The 22,135-nt window shown below is 40.4% G+C and carries 18 protein-coding genes and 2 pseudogenes; 15 read left to right on the forward strand and 5 right to left on the reverse strand.

The window, feature by feature from the left end; all coding sequences use genetic code 11:
- Positions 1-82: 82 nt before the first annotated feature.
- Positions 83-1,615 (reverse strand): FAD-dependent oxidoreductase, encoded by a 1,533-nt coding sequence (locus NSR00_RS03735; RefSeq protein WP_340787072.1) that lies wholly within the window; start codon positions 1,613-1,615, stop codon positions 83-85.
- Between the two features lie 1,176 nt (positions 1,616-2,791).
- Between NSR00_RS03735 and NSR00_RS03740 the strand changes: the two genes are divergently transcribed.
- From NSR00_RS03740 to NSR00_RS03755, 4 genes are all read left to right on the forward strand, one after another.
- Positions 2,792-4,543 carry a sensor histidine kinase gene (locus tag NSR00_RS03740; RefSeq protein ID WP_340787075.1) on the forward strand — a complete coding sequence of 584 codons (1,752 nt, stop codon included), beginning with the start codon at positions 2,792-2,794 and terminating at the stop codon, positions 4,541-4,543.
- Positions 4,540-5,271 carry a LytR/AlgR family response regulator transcription factor gene (locus tag NSR00_RS03745; protein WP_063389552.1) on the forward strand — a complete coding sequence of 244 codons (732 nt, stop codon included), beginning with the start codon at positions 4,540-4,542 and terminating at the stop codon, positions 5,269-5,271. Before NSR00_RS03740 ends, NSR00_RS03745 begins: the two co-directional genes overlap by 4 nt.
- 170 nt (positions 5,272-5,441) lie before the next feature.
- Entirely contained in the window at positions 5,442-7,235 is a 1,794-nt protein-coding gene (gene cstA, locus NSR00_RS03750; RefSeq protein WP_063389551.1) for a carbon starvation protein CstA, read from the forward strand.
- Between the two features lie 387 nt (positions 7,236-7,622).
- Positions 7,623-8,198 carry a TetR/AcrR family transcriptional regulator gene (locus NSR00_RS03755; RefSeq protein WP_066246672.1) on the forward strand — a complete coding sequence of 192 codons (576 nt, stop codon included), beginning with the start codon at positions 7,623-7,625 and terminating at the stop codon, positions 8,196-8,198.
- Between the two features lie 129 nt (positions 8,199-8,327).
- On the opposite strand, the gene NSR00_RS03760 is transcribed toward NSR00_RS03755, so the two are convergent.
- The gene (locus NSR00_RS03760) at positions 8,328-9,542 is read right to left on the reverse strand and encodes a Gfo/Idh/MocA family protein (RefSeq protein ID WP_340787077.1); all 1,215 of its coding nucleotides are present in this window, start codon (positions 9,540-9,542) and stop codon (positions 8,328-8,330) included.
- 573 nt (positions 9,543-10,115) lie between these two features.
- On the opposite strand from NSR00_RS03760, the gene NSR00_RS03765 reads away from it, so the two are divergent.
- From NSR00_RS03765 to NSR00_RS03775, 3 genes are read left to right on the forward strand one after another with little or no spacing between them, the layout of a single operon-like run.
- On the forward strand, positions 10,116-10,871 hold the full coding sequence (locus NSR00_RS03765) for a prolipoprotein diacylglyceryl transferase (RefSeq protein WP_063389548.1): 756 nt from the start codon (positions 10,116-10,118) through the stop codon (positions 10,869-10,871).
- On the forward strand, positions 10,861-12,273 hold the full coding sequence (locus tag NSR00_RS03770; RefSeq protein ID WP_340787081.1) for a radical SAM protein: 1,413 nt from the start codon (positions 10,861-10,863) through the stop codon (positions 12,271-12,273). The genes NSR00_RS03765 and NSR00_RS03770 overlap by 11 nt, the downstream gene beginning before the upstream one ends.
- On the forward strand, positions 12,266-12,514 hold the full coding sequence (locus NSR00_RS03775; protein ID WP_340787084.1) for a hypothetical protein: 249 nt from the start codon (positions 12,266-12,268) through the stop codon (positions 12,512-12,514). The genes NSR00_RS03770 and NSR00_RS03775 overlap by 8 nt, the downstream gene beginning before the upstream one ends.
- 126 nt (positions 12,515-12,640) lie before the next feature.
- Here NSR00_RS03775 and NSR00_RS03780 read toward each other — a convergent pair whose 3' ends face one another.
- Positions 12,641-13,192: a hypothetical protein gene (locus NSR00_RS03780; protein WP_130156567.1), complete on the reverse strand. Its 552-nt coding sequence runs from the start codon at positions 13,190-13,192 to the stop codon at positions 12,641-12,643.
- An 84-nt stretch (positions 13,193-13,276) separates the two neighbouring features.
- Between NSR00_RS03780 and NSR00_RS03785 the strand changes: the two genes are divergently transcribed.
- The 3 genes from NSR00_RS03785 (at position 13,277) to NSR00_RS03795 (ending at position 15,307) form a co-directional block, all read left to right on the forward strand.
- Entirely contained in the window at positions 13,277-13,879 is a 603-nt protein-coding gene (locus NSR00_RS03785; protein ID WP_063389544.1) for a TetR/AcrR family transcriptional regulator, read from the forward strand.
- Positions 13,880-13,984: 105 nt separating this feature from the next.
- Positions 13,985-14,164, forward strand: coding sequence for a hypothetical protein (locus NSR00_RS03790; protein WP_340787088.1), 180 nt, complete (start codon positions 13,985-13,987; stop codon positions 14,162-14,164).
- A gap of 294 nt (positions 14,165-14,458) precedes the next feature.
- Entirely contained in the window at positions 14,459-15,307 is an 849-nt protein-coding gene (locus NSR00_RS03795) for a hypothetical protein (RefSeq protein ID WP_340787090.1), read from the forward strand.
- 221 nt (positions 15,308-15,528) lie between these two features.
- Here the strand turns inward: NSR00_RS03795 and NSR00_RS03800 are convergent.
- Together NSR00_RS03800 and NSR00_RS03805 are read right to left on the reverse strand one after the other, a co-directional pair.
- A pseudogene (locus NSR00_RS03800) lies at positions 15,529-16,215 on the reverse strand (transposase); the annotation flags it as partial.
- Positions 16,210-16,665, reverse strand: a pseudogene (locus tag NSR00_RS03805) (DsbA family oxidoreductase); the annotation flags it as partial. The pseudogenes NSR00_RS03800 and NSR00_RS03805, both read right to left, overlap by 6 nt.
- 387 nt (positions 16,666-17,052) lie before the next feature.
- Here NSR00_RS03805 and NSR00_RS03810 point away from each other — a divergent pair.
- From NSR00_RS03810 to NSR00_RS03830, 5 genes are all read left to right on the forward strand, one after another.
- On the forward strand, positions 17,053-17,430 hold the full coding sequence (locus tag NSR00_RS03810; protein ID WP_063389541.1) for a hypothetical protein: 378 nt from the start codon (positions 17,053-17,055) through the stop codon (positions 17,428-17,430).
- Positions 17,414-17,950: an RNA polymerase sigma factor gene (locus NSR00_RS03815; RefSeq protein ID WP_340787110.1), complete on the forward strand. Its 537-nt coding sequence runs from the start codon at positions 17,414-17,416 to the stop codon at positions 17,948-17,950. The genes NSR00_RS03810 and NSR00_RS03815 overlap by 17 nt, the downstream gene beginning before the upstream one ends.
- Positions 17,934-18,155: a hypothetical protein gene (locus tag NSR00_RS03820; protein ID WP_094245728.1), complete on the forward strand. Its 222-nt coding sequence runs from the start codon at positions 17,934-17,936 to the stop codon at positions 18,153-18,155. Before NSR00_RS03815 ends, NSR00_RS03820 begins: the two co-directional genes overlap by 17 nt.
- 401 nt (positions 18,156-18,556) lie before the next feature.
- Positions 18,557-19,009, forward strand: coding sequence for a MarR family winged helix-turn-helix transcriptional regulator (locus tag NSR00_RS03825; RefSeq protein ID WP_144597992.1), 453 nt, complete (start codon positions 18,557-18,559; stop codon positions 19,007-19,009).
- Positions 19,006-22,131: an MMPL family transporter gene (locus NSR00_RS03830; protein ID WP_340787114.1), complete on the forward strand. Its 3,126-nt coding sequence runs from the start codon at positions 19,006-19,008 to the stop codon at positions 22,129-22,131. Before NSR00_RS03825 ends, NSR00_RS03830 begins: the two co-directional genes overlap by 4 nt.
- The last annotated feature ends 4 nt before the right edge of the window (positions 22,132-22,135 follow it).

A 22,135-nucleotide genomic window follows, 5' to 3' on the forward strand; every position in this document is an offset into this window, starting at 1 on the left:
AAAAAGGGGAGAAAGGATTGTTTTTGCTCAACAAGTCTTTCTCCCTTTTATTTTTCATTTTTTGGACTTGGAAGCGATGCAGTCACCCCTTTAATTTCTTAATTGATTTGAGTGCCGGACCTTCTACAACATCGCCGTCTATTGAAAATCTCGAACCATGGCATGGACAATCCCATGTTTTCTCGCCGCTGTTCCATTCTAATTCACAGCCTAAATGGGTGCAGGTAGTATCTACAATGTGGAGGCTGCCATTTTCATCTTTGTAGGCACCGGCTCTTTTTCCGTTATAGGAAACGACTGCTCCTTCATCAGGGGCTAAATCTTCCGGCTTTCTTAGAGCAAACTCAAGCTTTCCTTCAATCAAATGCTTTGCAACATCCGTATTCGTTGAAATAAACTGCTTCACGCTTGGATCTGCTTGAAATCTTGCTGGAGTAAAAAGCTCGCGATATCGGTTTTCCTTCCCTTTAATTATATCGACAAGCAGTCGTGCTGCGGCTGTGCCGTTTGTCATTCCCCATTTTCGAAACCCTGTCGCAAACAGGATATTTGCTTTCTGTTCGTTTATATGTCCAATATAAGGAATTTTATCCAACGTTGTTAAGTCTTGAGTAGACCATCGGTAAGGAATTTTTTGTATGCCGAATGCTTGATCACCAAAAGCTTGAAGGGATTCGTAATGCTGAATCATCGGGATTCCTTGTCCAGTTTTATGATTTTCACCTGCGATCAGCACAAGCTTTTCTCCGTTGATCGTGACGGACCGAAGCGACCGAACCGGATTTTCGGCGCTGATGTACATGCCGCCGGGATACTCGGTTTTTGTTTTGACAGCAATAATATACGATCTTTCCGCATACATTCTTGAAAAATAAAAGGCGGCATCATAGAAAGGAAAATGCGAACAAATGAATACAAAGTTGCACAAAATGTGATAACCGTCTTTTGTCAAAATTTTCGGGTGTGGGCCGTGTTTTATATCGACAGCTGCTGTATTCTCATAGATGTCTATCCCTTTTTCCGACGCGTTTTCCACAAGCTTTTGCAAATATTTTAACGGATGAAATTGGGCTTGATTTTTCATCACAACTGCTGTTTTTGCCTGTACGGGAACAGGGATGTTTTCCACAAGCTCTCCTTGAATTCCAAGCTTTTCATATGCTTTATATTCGTTTTCGATTTTTTTTATGTATTGCTCTGAATTCGTATAAACATATGCATCCTCTTCTTTCCAATCGCATTCGATGTTGTGCTCCTGTATCGTTTGTTTGATAAACTCCATTGCATCGCTGGCTGCTTCATAATATAGCTTTGCATTACTTTCCCCAAAGTGCTGTATAAATTCATCATAAATCAGCCCGTGTTGTGCGGTGACTTTTGCGGTTGTATGCCCGGTCGTACCATTTAAAATACGATCCGATTCGATCAGCGCGGTTTTGATTCCTTCTTTCGCAAGCAGATAGGCGCTTGTGATGCCTGTGATCCCGCCGCCTACAATCGCTACATCAACAAAAATATCTTTGTCAAGCTTGTTGAAGGAGGGCAGCTGAACAGAATCTGGCCAAAACGGTTTCGAAAGCTGAGGAAGTTCATTTATACTAACGGCTTCTTTCATAAAAAAGTTCCTCCTATTAGATCTGATGATGCTTTTATCTTTGCCTAATATTTGGGTTGTTATGTGCATCTGATAATTTTGAGCGGCCTTTTTATTTCAATTAAGACATGCTATGTTTCAAAGAAATAAGTTTTTTGCTGATTCCAATCATTCCTTGCTTCTACTTAGGGTTGCTGTAGGAAAATGCAGATTGAGAACACTAAGTAAATTCCGAAATAAAAAGCCTAATTCTCTCATTTTAAATGATGAGAAATTAGGCTTTTTCCTTAATTAGACAATATAAATTATAATGGACAAACATTAAAGCATAAGTTTCTTTACGAAGAGCACTCGAATAGTTATTATATGACTACAACCGAAATAACTAAAATGACACATTTTTATTATCATTGTATTCTTTAAGTAATTTTTCACATAAATCCTTGCAAATTCCTTGAGAATGGTATCTACTCAATAATTCACTTAGGTTTATGAATATTTTATTTTCATTTAATACATTTTTAAAATCTTGATAAGTGCCCTTTCTATTAAATTTCACCTTTGTTTCAGGGAAAAGGCTATTTATTTTATTATTGACTTTGTTATTGATTCTTCACTCTCAGCCACTGGGTTTTATAATGTTGAAGCAAAAGTCAAAATTGTTTCGATAAAATGTATATCATCTTCATGTAAACCATTTTTTCATCCATTCACTTACAGCTAAAATCCCCACAAGTATCTCTCCTAAAAGAATAAGACATCTGCCATACGAATAGCCAGCTTACAGCTATTGCAATGTTCTCAGCGGTAGTTTTACTCATTCTAGTATTCTTTTTTAAGTAAACTGGAAGTCTTGTTCTAACCATAGCAGCTGCATCTGAACCAGCGTTTTCAAATTGCGTTAACCAATTTCCGATTTTTTACTATTATTTTTAAACGTTCTGGCAGTAGCTGCGTCTATTATGTTAAAATGTCTTGCCGCATCAAATACCGCATCTCCACCCGCTCTAAGCAACTGTGTGACTTTCACTATAATGAGTACTGCCTAAAAATCCATTTTGAGAAGCTTAAAATGTAATAGTAATGATAACCATTGTGAACATTAAACTTTATTCAGCACCCTTTAATAGGTACAATGAATATTGACACCGCGAGCGAACAAAAGCTGGAATATCGGTGTAAAGGAGTGTGTCTGCCTTGTTAGATTTAATGCCTTTAATGCTGGAGCGAGTGGGAATTTTAGTCATTTTAGCTTTTTTGTTATCAAGGATGAAGGCATTTCGGCGAATGATTCATCATGAGCATGGATTAAGCGAAAAGCTAATGCTGATTGCCGTATTTGGATCTTTTGGCATTATTAGTAATTATACTGGTGTCGAAATTGCTCAAGGCAATATCAGCTCACAAACATGGCAAATAGAAGTGGATGGAGATGCCGCAATTGCCAATACAAGAATTATGGGAGTAGTGATTGGGGGATTGCTTGGCGGTCCATTCGTCGGCATCGGCACTGGTTTAGTAGCAGGACTGCATCGGATGACATTAGGAGGATTTACCGCGTTTGCTTGCGGAGCATCTACTATTTTGGCTGGATTCGTGACCGGTTTCCTTTGGAAGCGTTTTAGAATAAAAGACAATTTTTCACCTTGGAAAGCTGTTTTGACTGGAATTTTTATGGAATGCACTCAAATGGGACTTATTCTCTTACTTGCCCGCCCGTTTGAATCCGCAGTTAAGCTTGTAGAATTAATCGCTCTTCCGATGATTACGATTAACGGATTTGGGACTCTTATTTTTATTTTAATTATTCATTCGATTCTAGTGGAGGAAGAGCGGACGAAGGCGCTTCAAACACATAAATCTTTTTACATCGCGCAGCAGACCTTGCCATTTTTCCGAAAAGGCTTAAATGAGCATTCGTGTAAAAAAGTGGCGGAAATTATTTTAAAATGGACGAAAGCAGATGCCATTTCTATTACTAATCGGGAAATTGTCCTCGCTCATATCGGTGCCGGTTCTGATCATCATAAGCAAGGGCAAACTTTAGTAACAAAGCTGACAAAAAAGGTTTTAGAGCAGGGTAAAATCATTAAAGCAAAATCGAAGGAGGAAATCCAATGCCCAAATTCTGATTGTCCGCTTCAGTCAGCGATTGTTATGCCGCTTCAAGTACACAACCAAACGGTTGGCACGTTAAAGCTTTATTTTTTAGACCCGAGTCTTATGGATAAAGTGGAGCAAGAGCTGGCGGAAGGACTTAGCAAGCTGTTTTCTACCCAATTGGAGCTTGCTGATGCAGAACTGCAGAGAAAACTGCTGAAAGATGCAGAAATTAAAGCTTTGCAGGCGCAAATTAATCCGCATTTCCTGTTCAATTCGTTAAACACGATTTCCAGCTTGATCAGAACTGATGCGGATAAAGCTAGAAAGCTTCTTTTAAAATTAAGCGTGTTCTTCCGAAGTAATTTACAGGGAGCTAGACAATTTGTCATTCCGCTTGAAAAAGAGCTTGAGCATGTTGAAGCGTACTTATCTATTGAGCAGACAAGATTTCCTGATAAATATCATGTAAGTTTTGATATTGACCAAAACTTAAAGAAAGTAATGGTTCCGCCGTTTACGCTTCAGCCTCTCGTCGAAAACGCCATCAAGCACGCTTTTGCCAATAAGGAGCATGGGAAAGTGTCCATTCGGGCGTATGCAGAAAATGATCAAATGATCTTAATCACCGAAGATAATGGCAGCGGCATTCCTGATCATTTATTGCGCCAATTGGGAAATCAGACCGTTCAATCGAATGATGGAACAGGAACAGCTCTTTGGAATATAAAAAAACGAATAGAAGAAATTTATGGTTCCGCCGGAGCCTTCCATATTAAAAGTGATGAAAATGGAACGAAAGTGACGATTAAGTTTCCATTAGAAATGAAAGGAGAAGTAGCCGTATGATCAAGGCTTTTATCGTGGAGGATGAACCGTTGGCAAGAGACGAACTTATTTACTTGCTTAAAAGGAGCAAGCAGGTAGAGATTGTTGGGGAAGCGGAACAAATGGATGAAGCGATTGAAAAAATCCGCCAGACCGACATGGATGTGATCTTTCTCGATATACAGCTGTCATCTCATGAACAAGGGATTAGACTTGCTGAAAAGCTAATGGAGATTGATCATAGACCTGAGATTGTTTTTGCAACCGCTTATGATGAGTACGCTTTAAAAGCATTTGAGCTGAATGCGGTTGATTACATTTTGAAGCCGTTTGATGAAGAAAGGATATTTCATACAATTGAAAAAATTTCAAAGCGGCTGGAAGCTCGCCAAGAAAAAAGACCGCAATATTTTCAAATGCAGGATGAAAAGATTCCTGTGTCATTAGACGACCGCATTCTGCTTATTAACGTGAAAGATATTCTTTATATTGAGTTTAATGACGGAAAAACCATTATCACTTGCCGCGATCAAAAATATGAAGTTAAAGAATCGCTTGTCACTTTTGAAAGAAAGCTGCAGCAAACGCACATCATGCGTGTTCATAGAGCTTATTTAGTCAACTTGAATGAAATAGTTGAAATTCAGCCGTGGTTCAACTCCACGTATCATGTAATCATGAAAAATGGCGAATCGATCCCGGTCAGCAGAACTTATACGAAGGAACTGAAAAAGCGATTGGGCATTTAAAAAAAGCTGAAAGCTTTAAGCAATATTTGTGACAAAATTGTTGCAATTCAATTTAAGAAATTGACGATTTATCCCCGGATTCTTGCATTTTGTTTTGAAAACCGATCATGAAGATGTTTATTTAATACAATGAATGTAAAAAGCAAGAACAAAGGGGAGGTTACAAAAAAATGAATGCGATTACAATCGTGATTGCCTCAATGTGTATTTTAATGATCGCCTACCGTCTTTACGGAACATTTATGGCTGTAAAAGTGTTGAAGCTGGATGATTCAAAACCGACACCAGCTCACGAATTAAATGATGGAAAGGATTATGTTCCAACGAATAAATGGGTAAGCTTCGGGCATCACTTTGCCGCTATTGCTGCAGCAGGACCGCTCGTCGGACCGATCCTGGCCGCACAATTTGGATATTTGCCCAGTCTACTGTGGCTTTTGATTGGTGCCGTAATTGGGGGAGCCGTCCATGATGCAGTCGTTTTATTTGCTTCCATGCGGCAAAAAGGGAAATCATTATCGGAAGTAGCAAAAGAAGAATTAGGTCCGGTAGCCGGCTTTTGCACAGGACTTGCCATGCTGTTTATTATTACCATAACAATGGCTGGTCTTTCCATGGTTGTTCTTCATGCATTGGAAAAAAACCCTTGGGGCACGTTTGCAGTCGGAATCACCATTCCTATTGCAATGGGAGTCGGAATTTTCTATAAGAAAACAGGCAATTTAAAATTAGCTTCAACAGTTGGCTTTATTTTATTAATGATAGGTGTTTTCGCAGGACCTTCCATACAAGAAACAGCTCTTGGGGATTGGTTGACATTCGATACTAAAACTTTGGCGCTTATTTTACCAATCTATGCATTTTTTGCTGCGGCTTTGCCGGTTTGGCTGCTGCTTGCTCCTCGTGATTATTTGAGTAGCTTTATGAAAATCGGTGTGTTCATTGCGCTGATCATTGGTGTTTTTATCATTAATCCTTCTATTGAAATGCCGGCCTTTACAGAATTTATCCACGGCGGAGGGCCGATTTTAGCTGGACCTGTTTGGCCGTTTATATCGATTACAATTGCATGCGGTGCGATTTCAGGATTTCACGCTTTTGTCGGATCGGGTACAACGCCGAAAATGCTTAATAAGTGGAGCGATATAAAAGTTGTCGGCTTTGGAGCCATGTTGGTGGAATGTTTGGTCGGCATCATGGCGCTGATCGCTGCAACAGCTCTTCATCCGGCAGATTATTTTGCGATCAATTCCGCACCGGAAGTATTCCGGACACTTGGAATGGATGTTATTAATTTACCAGCTTTAAGCCAGGAAATAGGTTTAAATTTGGAAGGAAGAACAGGTGGAGCGGTTACACTTGCAGTTGGAATGACTTATATTTTTACTGCGATTCCATGGTTTGAGAATTTGGCTTCGTATTTTTTCCAATTTGTTATAATGTTTGAGGCTGTTTTCATTTTAACTGCGATTGATGCAGGAACACGTGTAGCACGTTATTTAATTCAAGATTTCTTCGGTGAAGTGTATAAACCATTGAAAAAGGTAGACTCCGTTCCGGCTTCCGTATTTGCAAGCGCTTTAGCCTGTTTTATGTGGGGGTACCTGCTTTACTCAGGAGATATTGGATCGGTTTGGGCATTGTTTGGCGTATCGAACCAGCTGATGGCGTCCATCGGACTGATTGTCGGTGCGACAGTCATTTTAAAAATTGCCGATAAACGAAGATATATGCTTACTTGCCTCATTCCGTTAGCTTATTTATTTGCTACAGTAAACTATGCAGGCTACTGGATGACCGTAAATGTTTATTTGAATCCGGAAGCTGCAGGCTACAACGTATTAAACGGAATTTTATCCATCATTATGCTCGTTCTTGGTATTGTCATCTTGGCAACGGCATTGAAAAAATGGATTGAAATATGGAATGATCCGGGCTTTCAAATGGAGGCTAAATCAGCCTGACACAAGGGTAATTGGGCGGCTCATTTGTTGATGCCGCTCTTTATTTGTTTAAACATCACAACAGCGGTGGCGACAGAGGAGGAGAAATGATCAAACGATGGCAAAAAAACTTAATGGAAGTAATGGATCGTAAAAGCAATATCATGTACAATAGGAGATGTCTAATAAGTCGTTTTTACGGCTTATTGACGCCCCCATTAATGTTTTAGAAACGTTGATATATCGGTGTTTATGATTTTTTGTTTTCAATGGCGATTTGACTTTCAAAGACAGCCCCTAACACAAGGTAGGAAAAATAGTCTGTCCGATAAATCCCTAAAATGAAGGAGCCCCAAAAAGTCAGTTAACCCTGACTTTTTGGACAGCCCCATAAAAAGGGTGATTTTTATGGCGAGAAATAAAGGAGAAGAGAGCAAAAAGAAAATATTTCAAGCTGCTGCGGAGCTGTTCGCTCATAAAGGTTTTCATGCTACAAAGATCAGCGATATTGTGGCAAAAGCAGGGCTCACGCAGGCAGCTTTTTATCTTTATTTCAACAGCAAGGAAGAAATTTTCGAACAAATGCTTGAAGATTTTGAAAAGCAGTTAATTCATTTTAGTGATGCAGGAAAAAAAGTGGCTGATATACAACCGGAGCAAGTGAAAGACCATGTCCGTGAGACAATCGCTGACATTCTGAAGTTTCTCGGAAAAAATCCTCACTTAACGAAAGTTGCACTCAGGGAGAACAAAGATGATCGTTTACGAAGCATCATTGTTGAAAAAATAGCAGCAAATATGAGCAACAATCAAAGACTTGGAATTGTTAAAACGGAAATTGACACTCAATTTGCCGGTGAAGCATTTCTCTCAGTGATCGAGCACATTATTGAACGATATGTAATGACAGGAGAAAAAACAGAAAATGAACTTGCGGACCAAGTGTCCCTTTTGTTCTTAGAGGGGATTTTGAATAAAAATTAAAAGGGGAACATGAAAGGTGCTGGAATGACGTTAACATCATTTCGCATTAGTGTATATGCGAAATAAAAAAACGAGATTAGATCAGTCGTTTTCCATTGGATAAAATGCTATTTAAAACCGCTAACCAATTTATTCGGTTAGCGGCTGCTCCGTTTTATTAAACGTTACACGATTTGCCAGTTCTAAGTCTTTCACGGCGTCTTCAGCTGTAACAAATCCTTCCCATCCTTCTTCTTCAATGATTCGGCAAAAATCAAGGAAACGGTCTTGGACCATTGCCTCATACCACAATTGCCGCTGCTCCAATTTGATTGTCCGTTCGTATGAAATGCTGGATAGTGCTTCAAGCGGGAACAATTTATTTTTGAAACAATGAAAGGCTGAAGAGCGTACTTTTTCAACAGCGTTTTCTACCGGTTTTTTCGGTATGCTGTCTAGTATTTGATCGATCAGCTCGCCCTGTTCTTTTGAGATTTTGCCCTCTAAAAATAATTTTTGGGGAATCCATCCTTCAAGTACAATCCGTCCATGAGTGCAATGAATTTCCCATTTTGTCGATTCCGGTGCGTCAGGATCCATCGTAAAGCCGTGGTAATATTGAACAGGAACTAAAGAATAAATGTTGTTTTCCGAACTTTTTTCGTCTTGTTGATAAACTGGTTTATGAAGAACGCTTGCCCAAACACGCTGTTTTTCACCGTTTTCCTCCGTCAGAGCAAAACCGTTCGCATCGACCGCTTCTCCGAGTATGTGGCGACCGACCTCAAAAAAATGAACTCCATGTTCAATAAAAATGCCTCCGCTTAGTTGATCATTCCAAAACCAATGGCCATTGGCGACGTGATGAGCCGAGTTGGTGAGACTTGCATGATGCACGAATCCAAGCAGCCGATGGCGGACGATCCATTCAACAGCTTCTACTAGCGGATTGTAACGCAATACAAGGTTCACGGCGAATGCACGCTTTTGTTTTTTTGCATAGTTCGCATTTTCCAAAAGTTCCTTGGCATAAAGGGCACCAGGTTTTTCTAACAAGACATGCTTTCCGTGTGTTAAAGCCAGTCGGCTAAGTGAGGAGTGAAGATGGGGCGGTGTTGCTAAAATGACAATATCGATTTCAGGATCGGCTATAAGGTCGGCTGCCTCATAATATTCTTTTGGCGTTATCGCATCATGTCTCTGTTTTTGATAAGCAGCCATCACGCTCTCCCGTTTTGTATCCGTCCTTCCTGCGACAGCTGTCAATTGAAATTCAGGCAGCCGTGCAAGCGCACCGGACAAAAAAGTGGCAAAAGCACCCGCACCTGCGATCCCCACTCGGTAAGACTTCATCTTGCCAGACATGGTGATTTCCCCCTTTACGTTATGGAATTTGACAACTTCATTATAAACGAAAATATAGTCTCGTAAATTTTGAATTGCACAATTAGTAGGATGTATATTTTTCAAAACCGATTCTGTTAAGTGTAAAAAAAGTTTGAAAGATTTGCGTGAATGAGAGCAAGGAAATGACAGGATGATCGTTGAATCAAATGTAGGAAACCTGCTCAAACAACGATTCCTAACAAATAACTTTTAATTATTTATTTGTATGCAAAAGCGATTGCCATCATGATTCAAAGGAAATTCGGAATTTTCTTCCGGAAAAATCCAATCTGCCTTGATTATAAACATTAGAAAATATAGCTTTTCTGCAAATGGGCTGATGCGGACAGTTTGGAATCACTTATTGATGCTAAGCTTGTTGAACAAAAATCAGCTTTCGAAAATATTTGCCGGCGCTTCCATTAGTTTAGTTGAGACGGGGAAAAAATATAACTGCTGCAACGAATTTTTTTGTAATGTTTAAAATATTAAAACAATAAATTCATATTTTTTGATATGATGAAAGTAAGGTTTTGCAAAAAGAGGTGTAAAATGGATTTTCCTGTTTATATACATTTGGGTCCTGTTTCGATTCATCCGCATTTATTTTTTGAGACTTTGGCTTATTTTGTCGGTTTCAGAGTTTACTTGCATACGAGAAATAAAGAAAGAATTCCGCTTGATAAGGCGATGTGGGTCGTGATCGGTGCGATAGCCGGGGCTGCGTTAGGATCAAAGCTCCTATATTGGCTTGAAAATCCTGTTGAAACGCTGAAAAATGTGACGAATCTCAACTATTTAATGGCCGGGAAAACGATCGTCGGTGGATTGCTGGGAGGATTGATCGGAGTTGAAACCGCAAAAAAGCTAATCGGCTGGAAGCGCTCGACAGGCGATGATTTTGTCTTACCGCTTATTATTGGCATGAGCATTGGCAGGATAGGCTGTTTTTTCACCGGCCTCTCAGACCATACGCACGGCACCCCAACGACTTGGGTGACGGGTGTTGATTTTGGAGACGGCGTGCCGAGACATCCAACTCAAATATATGAAATTGTCTATTTATGGCTGATCGGTTTTTTCGTTCTATACATAAGAAAAAAGAAAACATCTCCGTGGGAAGGGTTTCTGTTCCAGTTTTTTATGGTTTCCTATTTGCTGTTTCGCTTTTTTATTGATTTTATCAAGCCGACACCTCACCCGTATTTTGGGTTAAACAACATTCAGTTAGCAGCTTTCGTCGGATTGATGTACTATTTGTTCCTTATAAGGAAAAAAAGAAGGGAGAAATTTCAGTATGCCAAATAGACCATACATTTTCTATGAATTAACGAACAGCATTTGTTCGAAATGTTTGCGGAAAACGGAAGCAAAAGTCATATTTGAGAATGATCAAGTTTTTTTAGTAAAACATTGCCGTCATCATGGAAGAGAAAAAGTATTGATCTCAACCGATATCGAATATTACAAAAAATGCCGTGAATTTTTGAAGCGTGCAGAAATGCCGTATCACTGGAATACCTCCATTCAATACGGGTGCCCGTATGATTGCGGCTTATGTCCGGATCACGAGCAGCACAGCTGCTTGGCATTGGTGGAAGTTACGGATCAGTGCAATTTGCAATGCCCGATCTGTTATGCGGAGTCTTCCCCGAAAAAACAGAAATGGCGCCCACTAGAGGAAATTGAGAAGATGTTTGATGCGATTGTGAAAAATGAGCGGGAACCGGATATCGTTCAAATCAGCGGCGGTGAACCAACGATCCATCCACAGTTTTTCGAGATATTAGAAATGGCGAAATCGAAGCCAATTAAGCATATAATGGTGAATACAAACGGAATTAAAATTGCCCAGGACAAAAAATTTGCTGAAAAGCTGGCTCGCTACATGCCCGGATTTGAAATTTATTTGCAGTTTGACAGTTTTGAAAAAGAGGCGTTAATCGATCTGCGCGGAGTAGATTTGCGTGCAGTCCGAGAGAAGGCAATAGAACATTTAAATGAATACAACATTTCCACAACATTAGTTGTCACGTTAAAAAAGGGTGTAAACGATCAGGAGGTCGGAAAAATCATTAAATACGGTCTTACGCAGCAGGCAGTCAGGGGAGTCACCTTTCAGCCGGTGCAAATTGCCGGAAGAACAAAAAATTTTAACCCTGCAACTGACCGATTAACGTTGAGCGAAGTTCGCAGCATGATTATCGAGCAATCGGAGGTTTTTCAAGCAGACGATATTATTCCCGTCCCTTGCCATCCTGACTGTTTGGCTATGGGGTATGCGCTGAAGTTAAACGGGGAAGTAAAGCCTCTGACGGGTATGATCGATCCGCATATTCTCCTTGAAGGAGATCAAAATACGATCGTATTTGAACAGGATGAACAATTGAAACATAAAGTTTTTGAGCTATTCAGTTTAAATCATTCTCCCGGCTCTTCCGCGATGTCACTAAAAGATTTATTATGCTGTCTGCCGAAAGTAGCGATACCGGAAAATATCAGCTATAACAATGTGTTTCGTGTAATTATTATGCAATTTTTAGATGCTTATAACTTTGATGTTCGTTCAGTTAAAAAATCCTGTGTTCATATTGTACATCACGACGGCCGCATCATTCCGTTTGACACGTATAACTTGTTTTATAGGGACAGCCTTGAAAACCGGCTGAAAGAAATTCAAACAGAAATGGCGATGACTGCGCATGAATGAGCATACAAAAGACATTTGGAAAGGCATCGGTATTGTGCTTCTTTTACATGGGCTATTGTTGATTTTTCCGATTACGATCTTTTTTATCGGTTTTGTTCAAGTGATTTATATCATTCCAGCAGTGGTGATCGCCTTAATGAAAGGAAAAACAGCGATTGCTCAAGGAATACTGATCGCAGCTGGGATTACGTTTTTAGTGAATACTGCATGTTTCGGAGTGTTTATGATGGGATGGTACTAACGTAAAGAGTTTACAAACATGGTATAAAAAGCTGTAAATAAAACTTGTAGAGAAAAATATTGTCCTTCTCTACAAGCTCTGTAGCGCTAATCTAGGGGAAAATGGTCAAATTATAGGATTGCATTTTTAACTTTCATAATGCCCTTTCGCCTCTTTTTTCGGCCATATTGTATAGCTGAAGCTCCATAAAAAATCGATAAACAGGATGAACGTCCATTTTGCCGAAAATGATAAAAGTGCTTCTGTTTTCTGGAAATCGTTGACGAAAAGAACCATGAACAGGAGAAGGGCATTCCCAATAATCCATGCTAGAAGGTGGCGGTACCAGCCTTTCCGTTCATAAGCAGCATGCTGTTTTCCGAATTGAGGCCGTTTATTTGGCCGCTTTCCTCCAGCAAATCGGTAAGCAAACTGTTCATCCGCCCATTGAATCATCCGTTTGCCAAATGCAACCGAAACCCCAATATATACAGCAGACAATCCGTGTACAAAATGAGCTGTTGCGCCGTCTTTCAAATCGAAAACCGTTGCGATGATTAAAACAAGATCGATAAGAGGCGTACACAATAGAAGGAGCGACCCGATTTTTTTCCAGCCTAGAATATATCTGGCGAATAATCCGGCGCCGACAAATATCCAAAACAAAATTTCGCATATGACAATGAGCCAACCGATCATGATTCCACTCCTTTTTAAAACACACGTATTAAATAAAAATTTAACACAAGTGTATTAAAAAAACAACCATGATATAATAAAAATATGCCGAAAAAAGTGGATCACGTAAAACAAAGAGAAAAAATTGCTGTAGCGACATGGAATGTCATTGCGAAAGGCGGGATGGAAAAAGCAACCGTTCGCAATATTGCGAGAGAAGCAGGAGTTTCCGTTGGTTCATTAAGACATTATTTTTCAACTCAAGCAGAATTGCTGTCATTTGCAATGAAATTGGTGTCGGAAAGGGTGAGTCAACGAATTAACGAAATTGATTTTTCTATGCCGCCGCTTGATGCAATGAAAAGGATGATCCGGGAGGTTTTGCCGCTTGAAGATGATACAAAGAAAGAAATGGAGGTATGGTTTGCTTTTACCCAGAAAGCTCTTTCGGAGCCGGAACTTCAGCCTTTAAGCAAAGAAGTATATCTTAAAATGCGTTATGGATTTGAACAGGTCATCAAGACTTTAGTCAAACTTGATCTTGCGCGGCCGAATATCAATGTAGAGCTGGAGGTGGACCGTCTGTATGCGCTGATCGATGGCTTGGCCATTCATGGATTAATGCATCCGGAATATTTATCTAATGAGATGATCGAATCCATTTTGGACAGTCACTTAAAATCTTTGTGCAAACAAGAGGTTTTATAATGGTTTCCGTCGAAACTAAGAATATAAATCAAACAAACTCGCATCCGCAAAAAAATGAAAGTTTAGGAATCCTTTCTAGCTTCTGATATAAAAGGAGGTGGGAAAATGGTTCAGCTTTATTACACAGATCAATTCAGTTTTGCACCTATTGTGGCTCTGCAGCAATCATTGAAAGAACATGAGAAAAAACAGTCTATTGTCGAAAAAATATATGAATCCAATCTTGGGGCCCAATCAGAAAAGGACAACATAAAAGATTTGAGGAAGGAAGCGCTGGCACACTGATCTGTTCTGAAAACAATCACGTTAAAAAGGGGAAAGTCAAACGCTCTAATCGTTCCTTGGAAATCAACTAAGTTCTACGCGAAAGCAAGGGGGCGGGCAGGATTTGGGCGTTTTGACCGCCTAGGTGAAAAAATTGATGATCTAGCTTCAGAATATGTTTATTTAAAAAACTGGATTGAAGAAAATTTTTTTGGTGAACAACGAAAAGAGCGGCTCGACAAACTCGATCATTTTTTTCAACAAAGCATCCAACAGTTAGCTGATTCTTTTTCAAAATCAGTTGGCGGCTTTTTTGTGAAGCATGGTTTCCCAGATGTGAAAGAGGAGATGTATAACGATATTTTAAAAGCTTATGAACAGCGCATCGAACAATATACATCTTTTTTACGCAAGCATAAGGATTATGCCCCAATCGACAGAACGGATGGTGAACAGCTGTTAAGGGGAAGCCATACTTTTAAGTTGGAGGCGCTCCGCCAACAATTTTTACAGAAGGAAAGCGCTTTAGAAACCGGCGATCATTATACAATATATGATTTTGAAGCGGCTGGGTCCTTTTATCAAGAAGCGGTCCGAACAGAACATGGCTATACGGCTGCAAAAAGCGAAGAACAAATCGGGATTGAACTCGGATTATTAGGGATGAAGCTGGAAGCATTGCTTCATACACCATTGTCTGAAAAAATGCGCGGCAACCTTGAGCATGTATACCATTCATATATCCAAAAAACGATTGAATCATACAACCGCTTCCAGGAGGAAAAGAGGGAAGAAGCATATGGACGGAGCAAAAGGGCTTATTCCATACTTGATTCGAAAGTCATCGATGACATTATTTCAAGCATGAGAAGGCACGCAAAAGAAAAAAATATAGATCATGTCTTTTTGCATATTATACCGTCTGCTTACGTTTCATATGAACAAAAAACAAATGATGCGAATTGGAATGATCTTGTCCGTTATCATTCCTCAAAAAACGACTGGGACATGTTTTTTCAAAATGATTGGTCGGCGCATCATGCGTATTATCCATTTACTTACAATAATCTTATCAACAATTGGAACTCTTTTATAAATAAAACAGAGGGTCTATTGGATATGAAATTTGATCAAGAGACGGTCATTTTTGAAGCGAGAATTTAATTTATGAAGAAATGCCTGAATCCGTGATGAATTGAAATCGACTTTGATTTTGTTGTAATTTTGATGGATTGATAATCCATAAAACCCCTTTTATGCTTATGACCTATGTCATCTCTATTTCCGAAAATGGAACAAATCTCTTTTTTAGGTATACGAACCAAAAAAATAGACAAAAAAGCACAGGGAGTGACGTTGGACATCAGTGCCCGAACATTCGTTCGTTATCTTGCCTCTCTCCATTTCTGATAGACGTTCAGTAGGGGCTCGCTATAGCCACTCCTTCGCGTCAGTTTCATCCAGATCTGTCGTGATCGACGGACGAGTCGCCCTGCCATCGTGATCACCGTCTGAATAATCGTCTTGATGCGGCGGCGTTTCACTTTGTGGTGCAACGGATGTCTCGGATCGCTTAATAGATCTTGTCCAATCAGACGAAGAAGATTGTAAACGAAGGCTCCCATGACCAACACGAGCGCATTCGTTTTCATCTTCCCAGATGGAAGCCGCTCTAAATCTAAGTCGCTCTTCAGTTCGCTATGAAACTGTTCGCATGTCGCATGGTCATGATACAACGCGAGCACATCGCTCATTCGAACATGCTCGTATCCTTTGAGCCGCACCCAATAGCTTTCCACTTCATAATCAGGAACGAGCATCAGCTGTCCATTGCGTTCCATCGTCCGTTCCGTCACTTGGGTGACTTGAACGTACGTATACGTGTTTCCATCGATCGCTGCCTTCTGTGGAAGGCATAGCTCATAGGTTTGTACTCCTTCGCTTTGTCCATCATCGACACGTTTGCCCTTTTGCGAAGCGATCTGGAACCAAAGCGCTTTCGATTCTCGGCGTAAGTTTCGCTTGATGACAAAGTCCACGTCTTCCTTTAGGCATACGTGCACATTCGCTTCGTCGCCATCCAAGCCGATTTCTTCTGTGAGTTCAACTAAAACTTGATGGTCACTGATTAATTTCGATTCAGTGAAATAAGCATAAAAGAGCCGTTCGTGCATTTCTCTTCCTTTCCCTTTTTTATCTGCATATTTCGCTAATCGATGGGCATCGAACGTATTTGTTGGCTTCATTTCCTCGAAGCGAAATGTCAATCCGACGGACTCTGCCTGTTTGGCAACATCGTTATTTTCCCGCTTCGCTTCCTCAACGGAAATGCCGTATTTTTGAGCAATGATTTCATGGATGGAAAGATCGTACTGTTTTTTGGCGGTTGGATCAAGCTCAAAGCTGCGGAACACGATTTCCGCTTGCTCCTTGTGCGGAAACAGCTCAAGCGCTTTTTCCATCCGCCGCTTTCCGATATAGCAAAATGGGCAAACATAATCAGACCATATTTCAATTTTCACGTTTTCACCTTCTTTTATCAATCAATCGCACATCCATTGTATCGAATGAAAAGAAACAACTTCAACTTTTTCGACTTGACAGAAAGAAACAGGAAAACTTCATTTTTCATAAAACATTAAAATGATTGAATCTGTTTCGGACCTATGACGTTTGCGAAAAAAGCGTGAGATTTATCTGCAAGAAGATGTAAAATGTTGATCAACGGAATGGAATCGGAGCGTTTCATGTAAAACGGCCAGCGAAACATTAGAACTAACAGCGATTTTGTTAATATTACAGATGAAATCAACCTGAAGCCTTTTTATTAAAAAATTACGGAGAAAAATGAACTTTTTCCTTTCACGATTTGTATAAACAAATGAATGATGGGAAAGGAGATGATAATTATGCCTGTAACCGGCTGGGTAATCAGTTCAATTGTAGGCGGAATCATCGGAACGATTTTCGGTGTTTCGATCGCTTCTTTAAATAAAAAGGTCGTTCGGGATCGATGGGGAAACATTGATTTTAAAAAAACCGATCTTTATTTCTATTGGACCCGTTGGGATACGATTACGGTTATATCCGCAATTTATTCATTTTGCTGCCTCACAGGACTCTTTATCTTTCTAATAAGGGGAGATAACATTAACAGTCCTGTCATTCAATTTTTCCTTCATCAATCGTTTATGTTTACTTTAATGACGTTTCTTTGGTTCATCGGAAGAATCCTGTATGTGTTCAAAGGAATTAAAGAGCGGTGGTCAGATGAATTTAACAGATGAAAAGCTGATGGAAAAATTTCAAAACGGTGATACGGAAGCTTTGAACGAGCTTTATGAACGATATCGAGCACCGCTTTTCCGCTTTATTTACCGTTGTACACTTGACGACCAGCTTAGCATGGATGTCGTTCAAGATGCATTTTTGAAGCTGCAGCAAAAAAAGCATTACTTTTCCCCTGAAAAAGGTAGGCTGAAGACATATCTTTTTCAAATTGCTTATCATACGATGATCAGCAAAATAAAAATGAGAGCAAGGTGGCACCGTCTTCTTCCGTTTTTATATAAAGAGCCTGTCACCATATCCCGTTCCGATGAAAAAATGGAGGTCGAGCGGATGCTTCAATCGCTTTCAAACGAACAGCGGGCCGTTATCGTATTGTTTTATTATCATGATCTGTCGAAAAAGGATATTGCGCGCATCTTAAACATACCTTTGGGCACGGTGAAATCAAGACTGCATCAAGCGGTTCAAAAAATGAGGAAAGAATGGGGGATCGAATCTGATGGAAAAGGATCGTGAAATTGATAAATTATTAAAAAAATATACAGTGGAAGTACCGGATTTTCCAATGAAAAAGTCAAAAATGGAGAAGCTTGCTAATTGGCTGTGTGAAAAGGCTTCATTTCCGATTCCTGAAGAACGAATCACCTTTAAAGGGATGGTATGTATTCAGGTTATTCCAATTGTTGTTTCGCTAGCTGTTTCGGTTTGGATGATTTTGTGAACCGATGGATGGGATCATCTTTGCAGGTTGATCCCTTTTTCCATGAATTGCTCGCCGTTTAACTGACACTTGAAACAGGAGCTTCTCAGTTCTATAACGAAAGCATTGAGAGTGCAACGGACAGTCCTGACTGCTGCTCGTCGAATCTGCTCTTAAGTGATGCGGATCTTTTACAGTATAAAAGCTTAGCGCACACAACATTTTTCTATGCTAAGAACATATTTTAGAGAATGGAAACTAGCGTTCAGCACGTTAGAGAAGCCTTCAAATTATTGGAATGCACCTTTCACGCGCTTGAAGAAGAGGAAGTTTGCCAATTTTCATACAAAATTGATTGACAGGTTGATAGTTAAATAGTTTAATAGTTAAATAGTTGAACTATTTAAAATAGGGGGCAGACAATGGATCGAAAAAAAATAGATGAATTGATCGAACGGTATATTAAGGTTTCGTTCACTGTAACGAAAAGAGCAGAAGAACTTGTGAAATGTGAAATTGATCCAGATATCACAAACGAACAACACTATCTTTTGCGCTATATCCATCAAAAGGAAAGGTGCACTTCAACAGAACTAGCTAATGTTTTTCGAGTGAACAAAAGCGCGATCACAGCGATGATTAATCGGCTTGTTGAGAAAGGATTTGTTCGGCGAATTCGCGATGAAAAAGACAGGAGGGTCATTTATTTGGCTTTGACTGAAAAAGGGAGCAATTTGTTTGCAAGCACAGAAGAGAGAGTTCATAAAGTTGTAGGATCGTTCATAACAAAATTTTCGGAGGACGAGATCGAATCATTTATTCAAACCTATGAAAAATTGGCAAACGTATTGCTTGAACTGGAGGTTGAGTCATGAGGGCAATCCTGAAAGGAAAATGGTTTGTACTCATTTTATGGCTTGTCGCTGTTATTGGTTTGCTCTTTACATCGCCAAACATGGAGGAGCTTGTGCGCGAAAAAGGGCAAATTACGGTTCCAGAAGGTTATTCCTCTTCGATCGCGAATGACATTTTAAAAGAAATTCAGAGCAAAGAGCATTCAGGAGATCTAATATCAGTCGCCCTTGTGCTGCATAATGAGGACGGGCTGACAAAGGAAGATTGGAAAGAAGCGGAACAAGCTGTAAAACAGCTTGAACAACACAGCGAGAATTTACGGATTACAGAAATTGTTTCGCCTTTTCATCAAGAGGAGTTAAAGGATCAGCTTGTTTCAAAAGATAAAACCACCATCTTGACGTCAATACAAATGGAAAGAGACGGAAGAACGGCAAAAGAAATGACATCCGCTCTTTATAAAGTGATCGATCATATTTCATTGGAGCATTATTATACCGGCAGCTGGATCATCGATGAAGACGTTATTGTCAGCTCGCAGGAAGGAGTGAAAAAAACAGAAGGCATAACAGTCGTGTTTATTTTGATCGTCTTGCTGATCGTTTTCCGCTCGCTTATAGCGCCATTTGTGCCGCTCTTGACAGTCGGCATGACATATTTGGCATCACAGTCAATTGTCGCCTTTTTAGTTGAAATGGTGAATTTTCCATTGTCCACTTTTACGCAAACATTTTTGGTTGCCATTTTGTTCGGGATCGGTACAGACTATTGCATTTTACTGCTAAGCCGCTTTAAAGAGGAGCTTGGCAAACAAGAAAGCCGAACTGAAGCGATTATAACAACCTATCGCACGGCTGGAAAAACTGTGTTTTTCAGCGGTTTAGCCGTTATGATCGGCTTTGCGGCGATCGGATTGTCATCATTTAAGCTTTATCAATCGGCTGCGGCAGTCGCTGTCGGAGTCGCCATCCTGCTGGTAGCACTTATGACGCTTGTTCCGTTTTTCATGGCTGTGCTTGGCCCGGTGTTGTTTTGGCCAGTTAAAGGAAATCTGGAACATAAACAGAGCAAGCTATGGGACTTTGCAGGACGTTTTTCGTTCACCAGACCGCTTGTTTCTTTAATCATCGTAGGAATCATTACCCTCCCAGTGCTGCTTTCCTATGACGGCAAGCTGTCGTTTAATTCCCTTCAAGAAATCGGGGATGATTACGACTCTGTCAAGGCTTTTAATATTATTTCGAAAAGCTTCAACCCAGGCGAAGCGATGCCGACAAAAATTGTGATCAAAAATGATGACAACATGAATAGGACGGAATATTTTGCTTTAATTGAAAAAATAAGCAGAAGCATCGAAAAAGTTGAAGGTGTCGAGACGGTCCGCTCAGTAACGAGACCGACAGGCGAACAGATCGACCAATTATTTGTGACAGAACAGGCGAAAACGCTGAAAGACGGAATTGGTCAGGGAAATGAAGGGCTTGAACAAATCAGCTCCGGTTTGAATGAAGCGAGCAAAGAGCTTTCTGCATCATCTCCGAAATTAAAACAAGCTACAGACGGTATTGAAGCGCTCGTTTCCGGAACAAATGAATTAAAAGCAGGCGTCGGTGAACTTGAAAAAGGGCTTTCGCAAGTTAAACAGGGGATCGAGAGCGGATCGATGGGGGCCGGCGACATAAAGAAAGGGATTGAGACCGTTCGAAACAATGCGAAAAAGCTGCAATCCGGCGCAGAACAGCTTTTGAAAGGATATGAAACAGCCGGAAGCAGTCTACATTCATTGCTGAAACAATATCAACAGATGGAATCACATCTCGGTCAATTGTCAACACATTTATCCGGCATGAGTGAATCTTTAAACCGCATCGAACAACAACATCAGCAGCTTCAGCAGGATGCTGAGTATCAACAGGTGAAAATGGCAGCTTCCCAGCTTAGTGAACAAGCAAAACAAATGAGAAGCGGATTTCAGCAAATTAACGGAGCGCTTCAGCGAGTGACAAATGGAATAGAGCAGGCGAACCGTTCATATTCTGAATTACTTTCAGGTCAAAAAGCGCTCGTTAATGGAATGGGAGAGCTCATCAACGGGCTTGATCAGCTGCAAAAAGGGTTGGATAAGGCAGCGGTTGGACAGCAAACCATCATTTCAAAATTGCCGGAGCTGTCTAACGGCTTAAGCCAAGTCAACAATGGACAGGAGGAATTGCTGCAAGGTTTTTCTCAGCTGGATGGACAAATGAATCAGCTGATTTCAGGCCTTGACAAAAGCGTGGATGGTCTAAAACAAGTAGCCGACGGTCTCGGTTCTGCCGAGAATTACTTATCGGGCCTTTCTTCTTCAAATCAGGAAATGGCAGGCTGGTACATGCCGAAGGAAGTGCTTGAAAGCAAAGAATTTGCGGATGCGAAAGAAGCTTACTTATCGAATGACGGCAAAGTGACAACCATTGATGTTGTTTTCGAGAAAAATCCATATTCAACTTCAGCGATGGATCAGCTTACTGAGGTCAAACAAGCGGTGGAGTTTGCCGTAAAAGACACGAAGCTTGAAAATGCGAAAATTGCCTATGACGGGGTTACTAGCATTTACTCCGACTTGAACGAGATTTCAGCAAACGACTACTCCCGCACAGTTGTATTGATGCTGATAGGGATTGCTCTTATATTAATTGCATTGCTGCGCTCGTTTGTCATGCCGATTTATTTAATTTTATCGCTTATTCTAACGTATTACACATCAATGGCGGTGTCAGAAGTCATTTTCGTTCGCCTTCTTGGATACGACGGTTTGAACTGGGCAGTTCCATTTTTCTCATTTGTCATTTTAATTGCGCTTGGCATAGATTACAGCATCTTCCTTATGAACCGCTTCAACGAATACAGAGATTTGCCTGTCACAGAAGCGATGCTTTCAGCTATGCGTCATATGGGAACGGTCATTATTTCCGCCGCGGTCATTTTAGGCGGAACATTTGCGGCGATGCTTCCGTCCGGTGTGCTGTCGCTGCTCGAAATTGCCACAATTGTTTTAACAGGATTATTTTTATATGCTCTTGTTGTACTGCCGCTATTTGTACCGGTGATGGTCAAAATGTTTGGTAAAGCGAACTGGTGGCCGTTTATGAAAGAGGAATAAGCGA

It is taken from the genome of Aeribacillus sp. FSL K6-8394, assembly GCF_038008865.1.
In the GTDB taxonomy this organism is placed as follows: Bacteria; Bacillota; Bacilli; order Bacillales; family Aeribacillaceae; genus Aeribacillus; species Aeribacillus composti.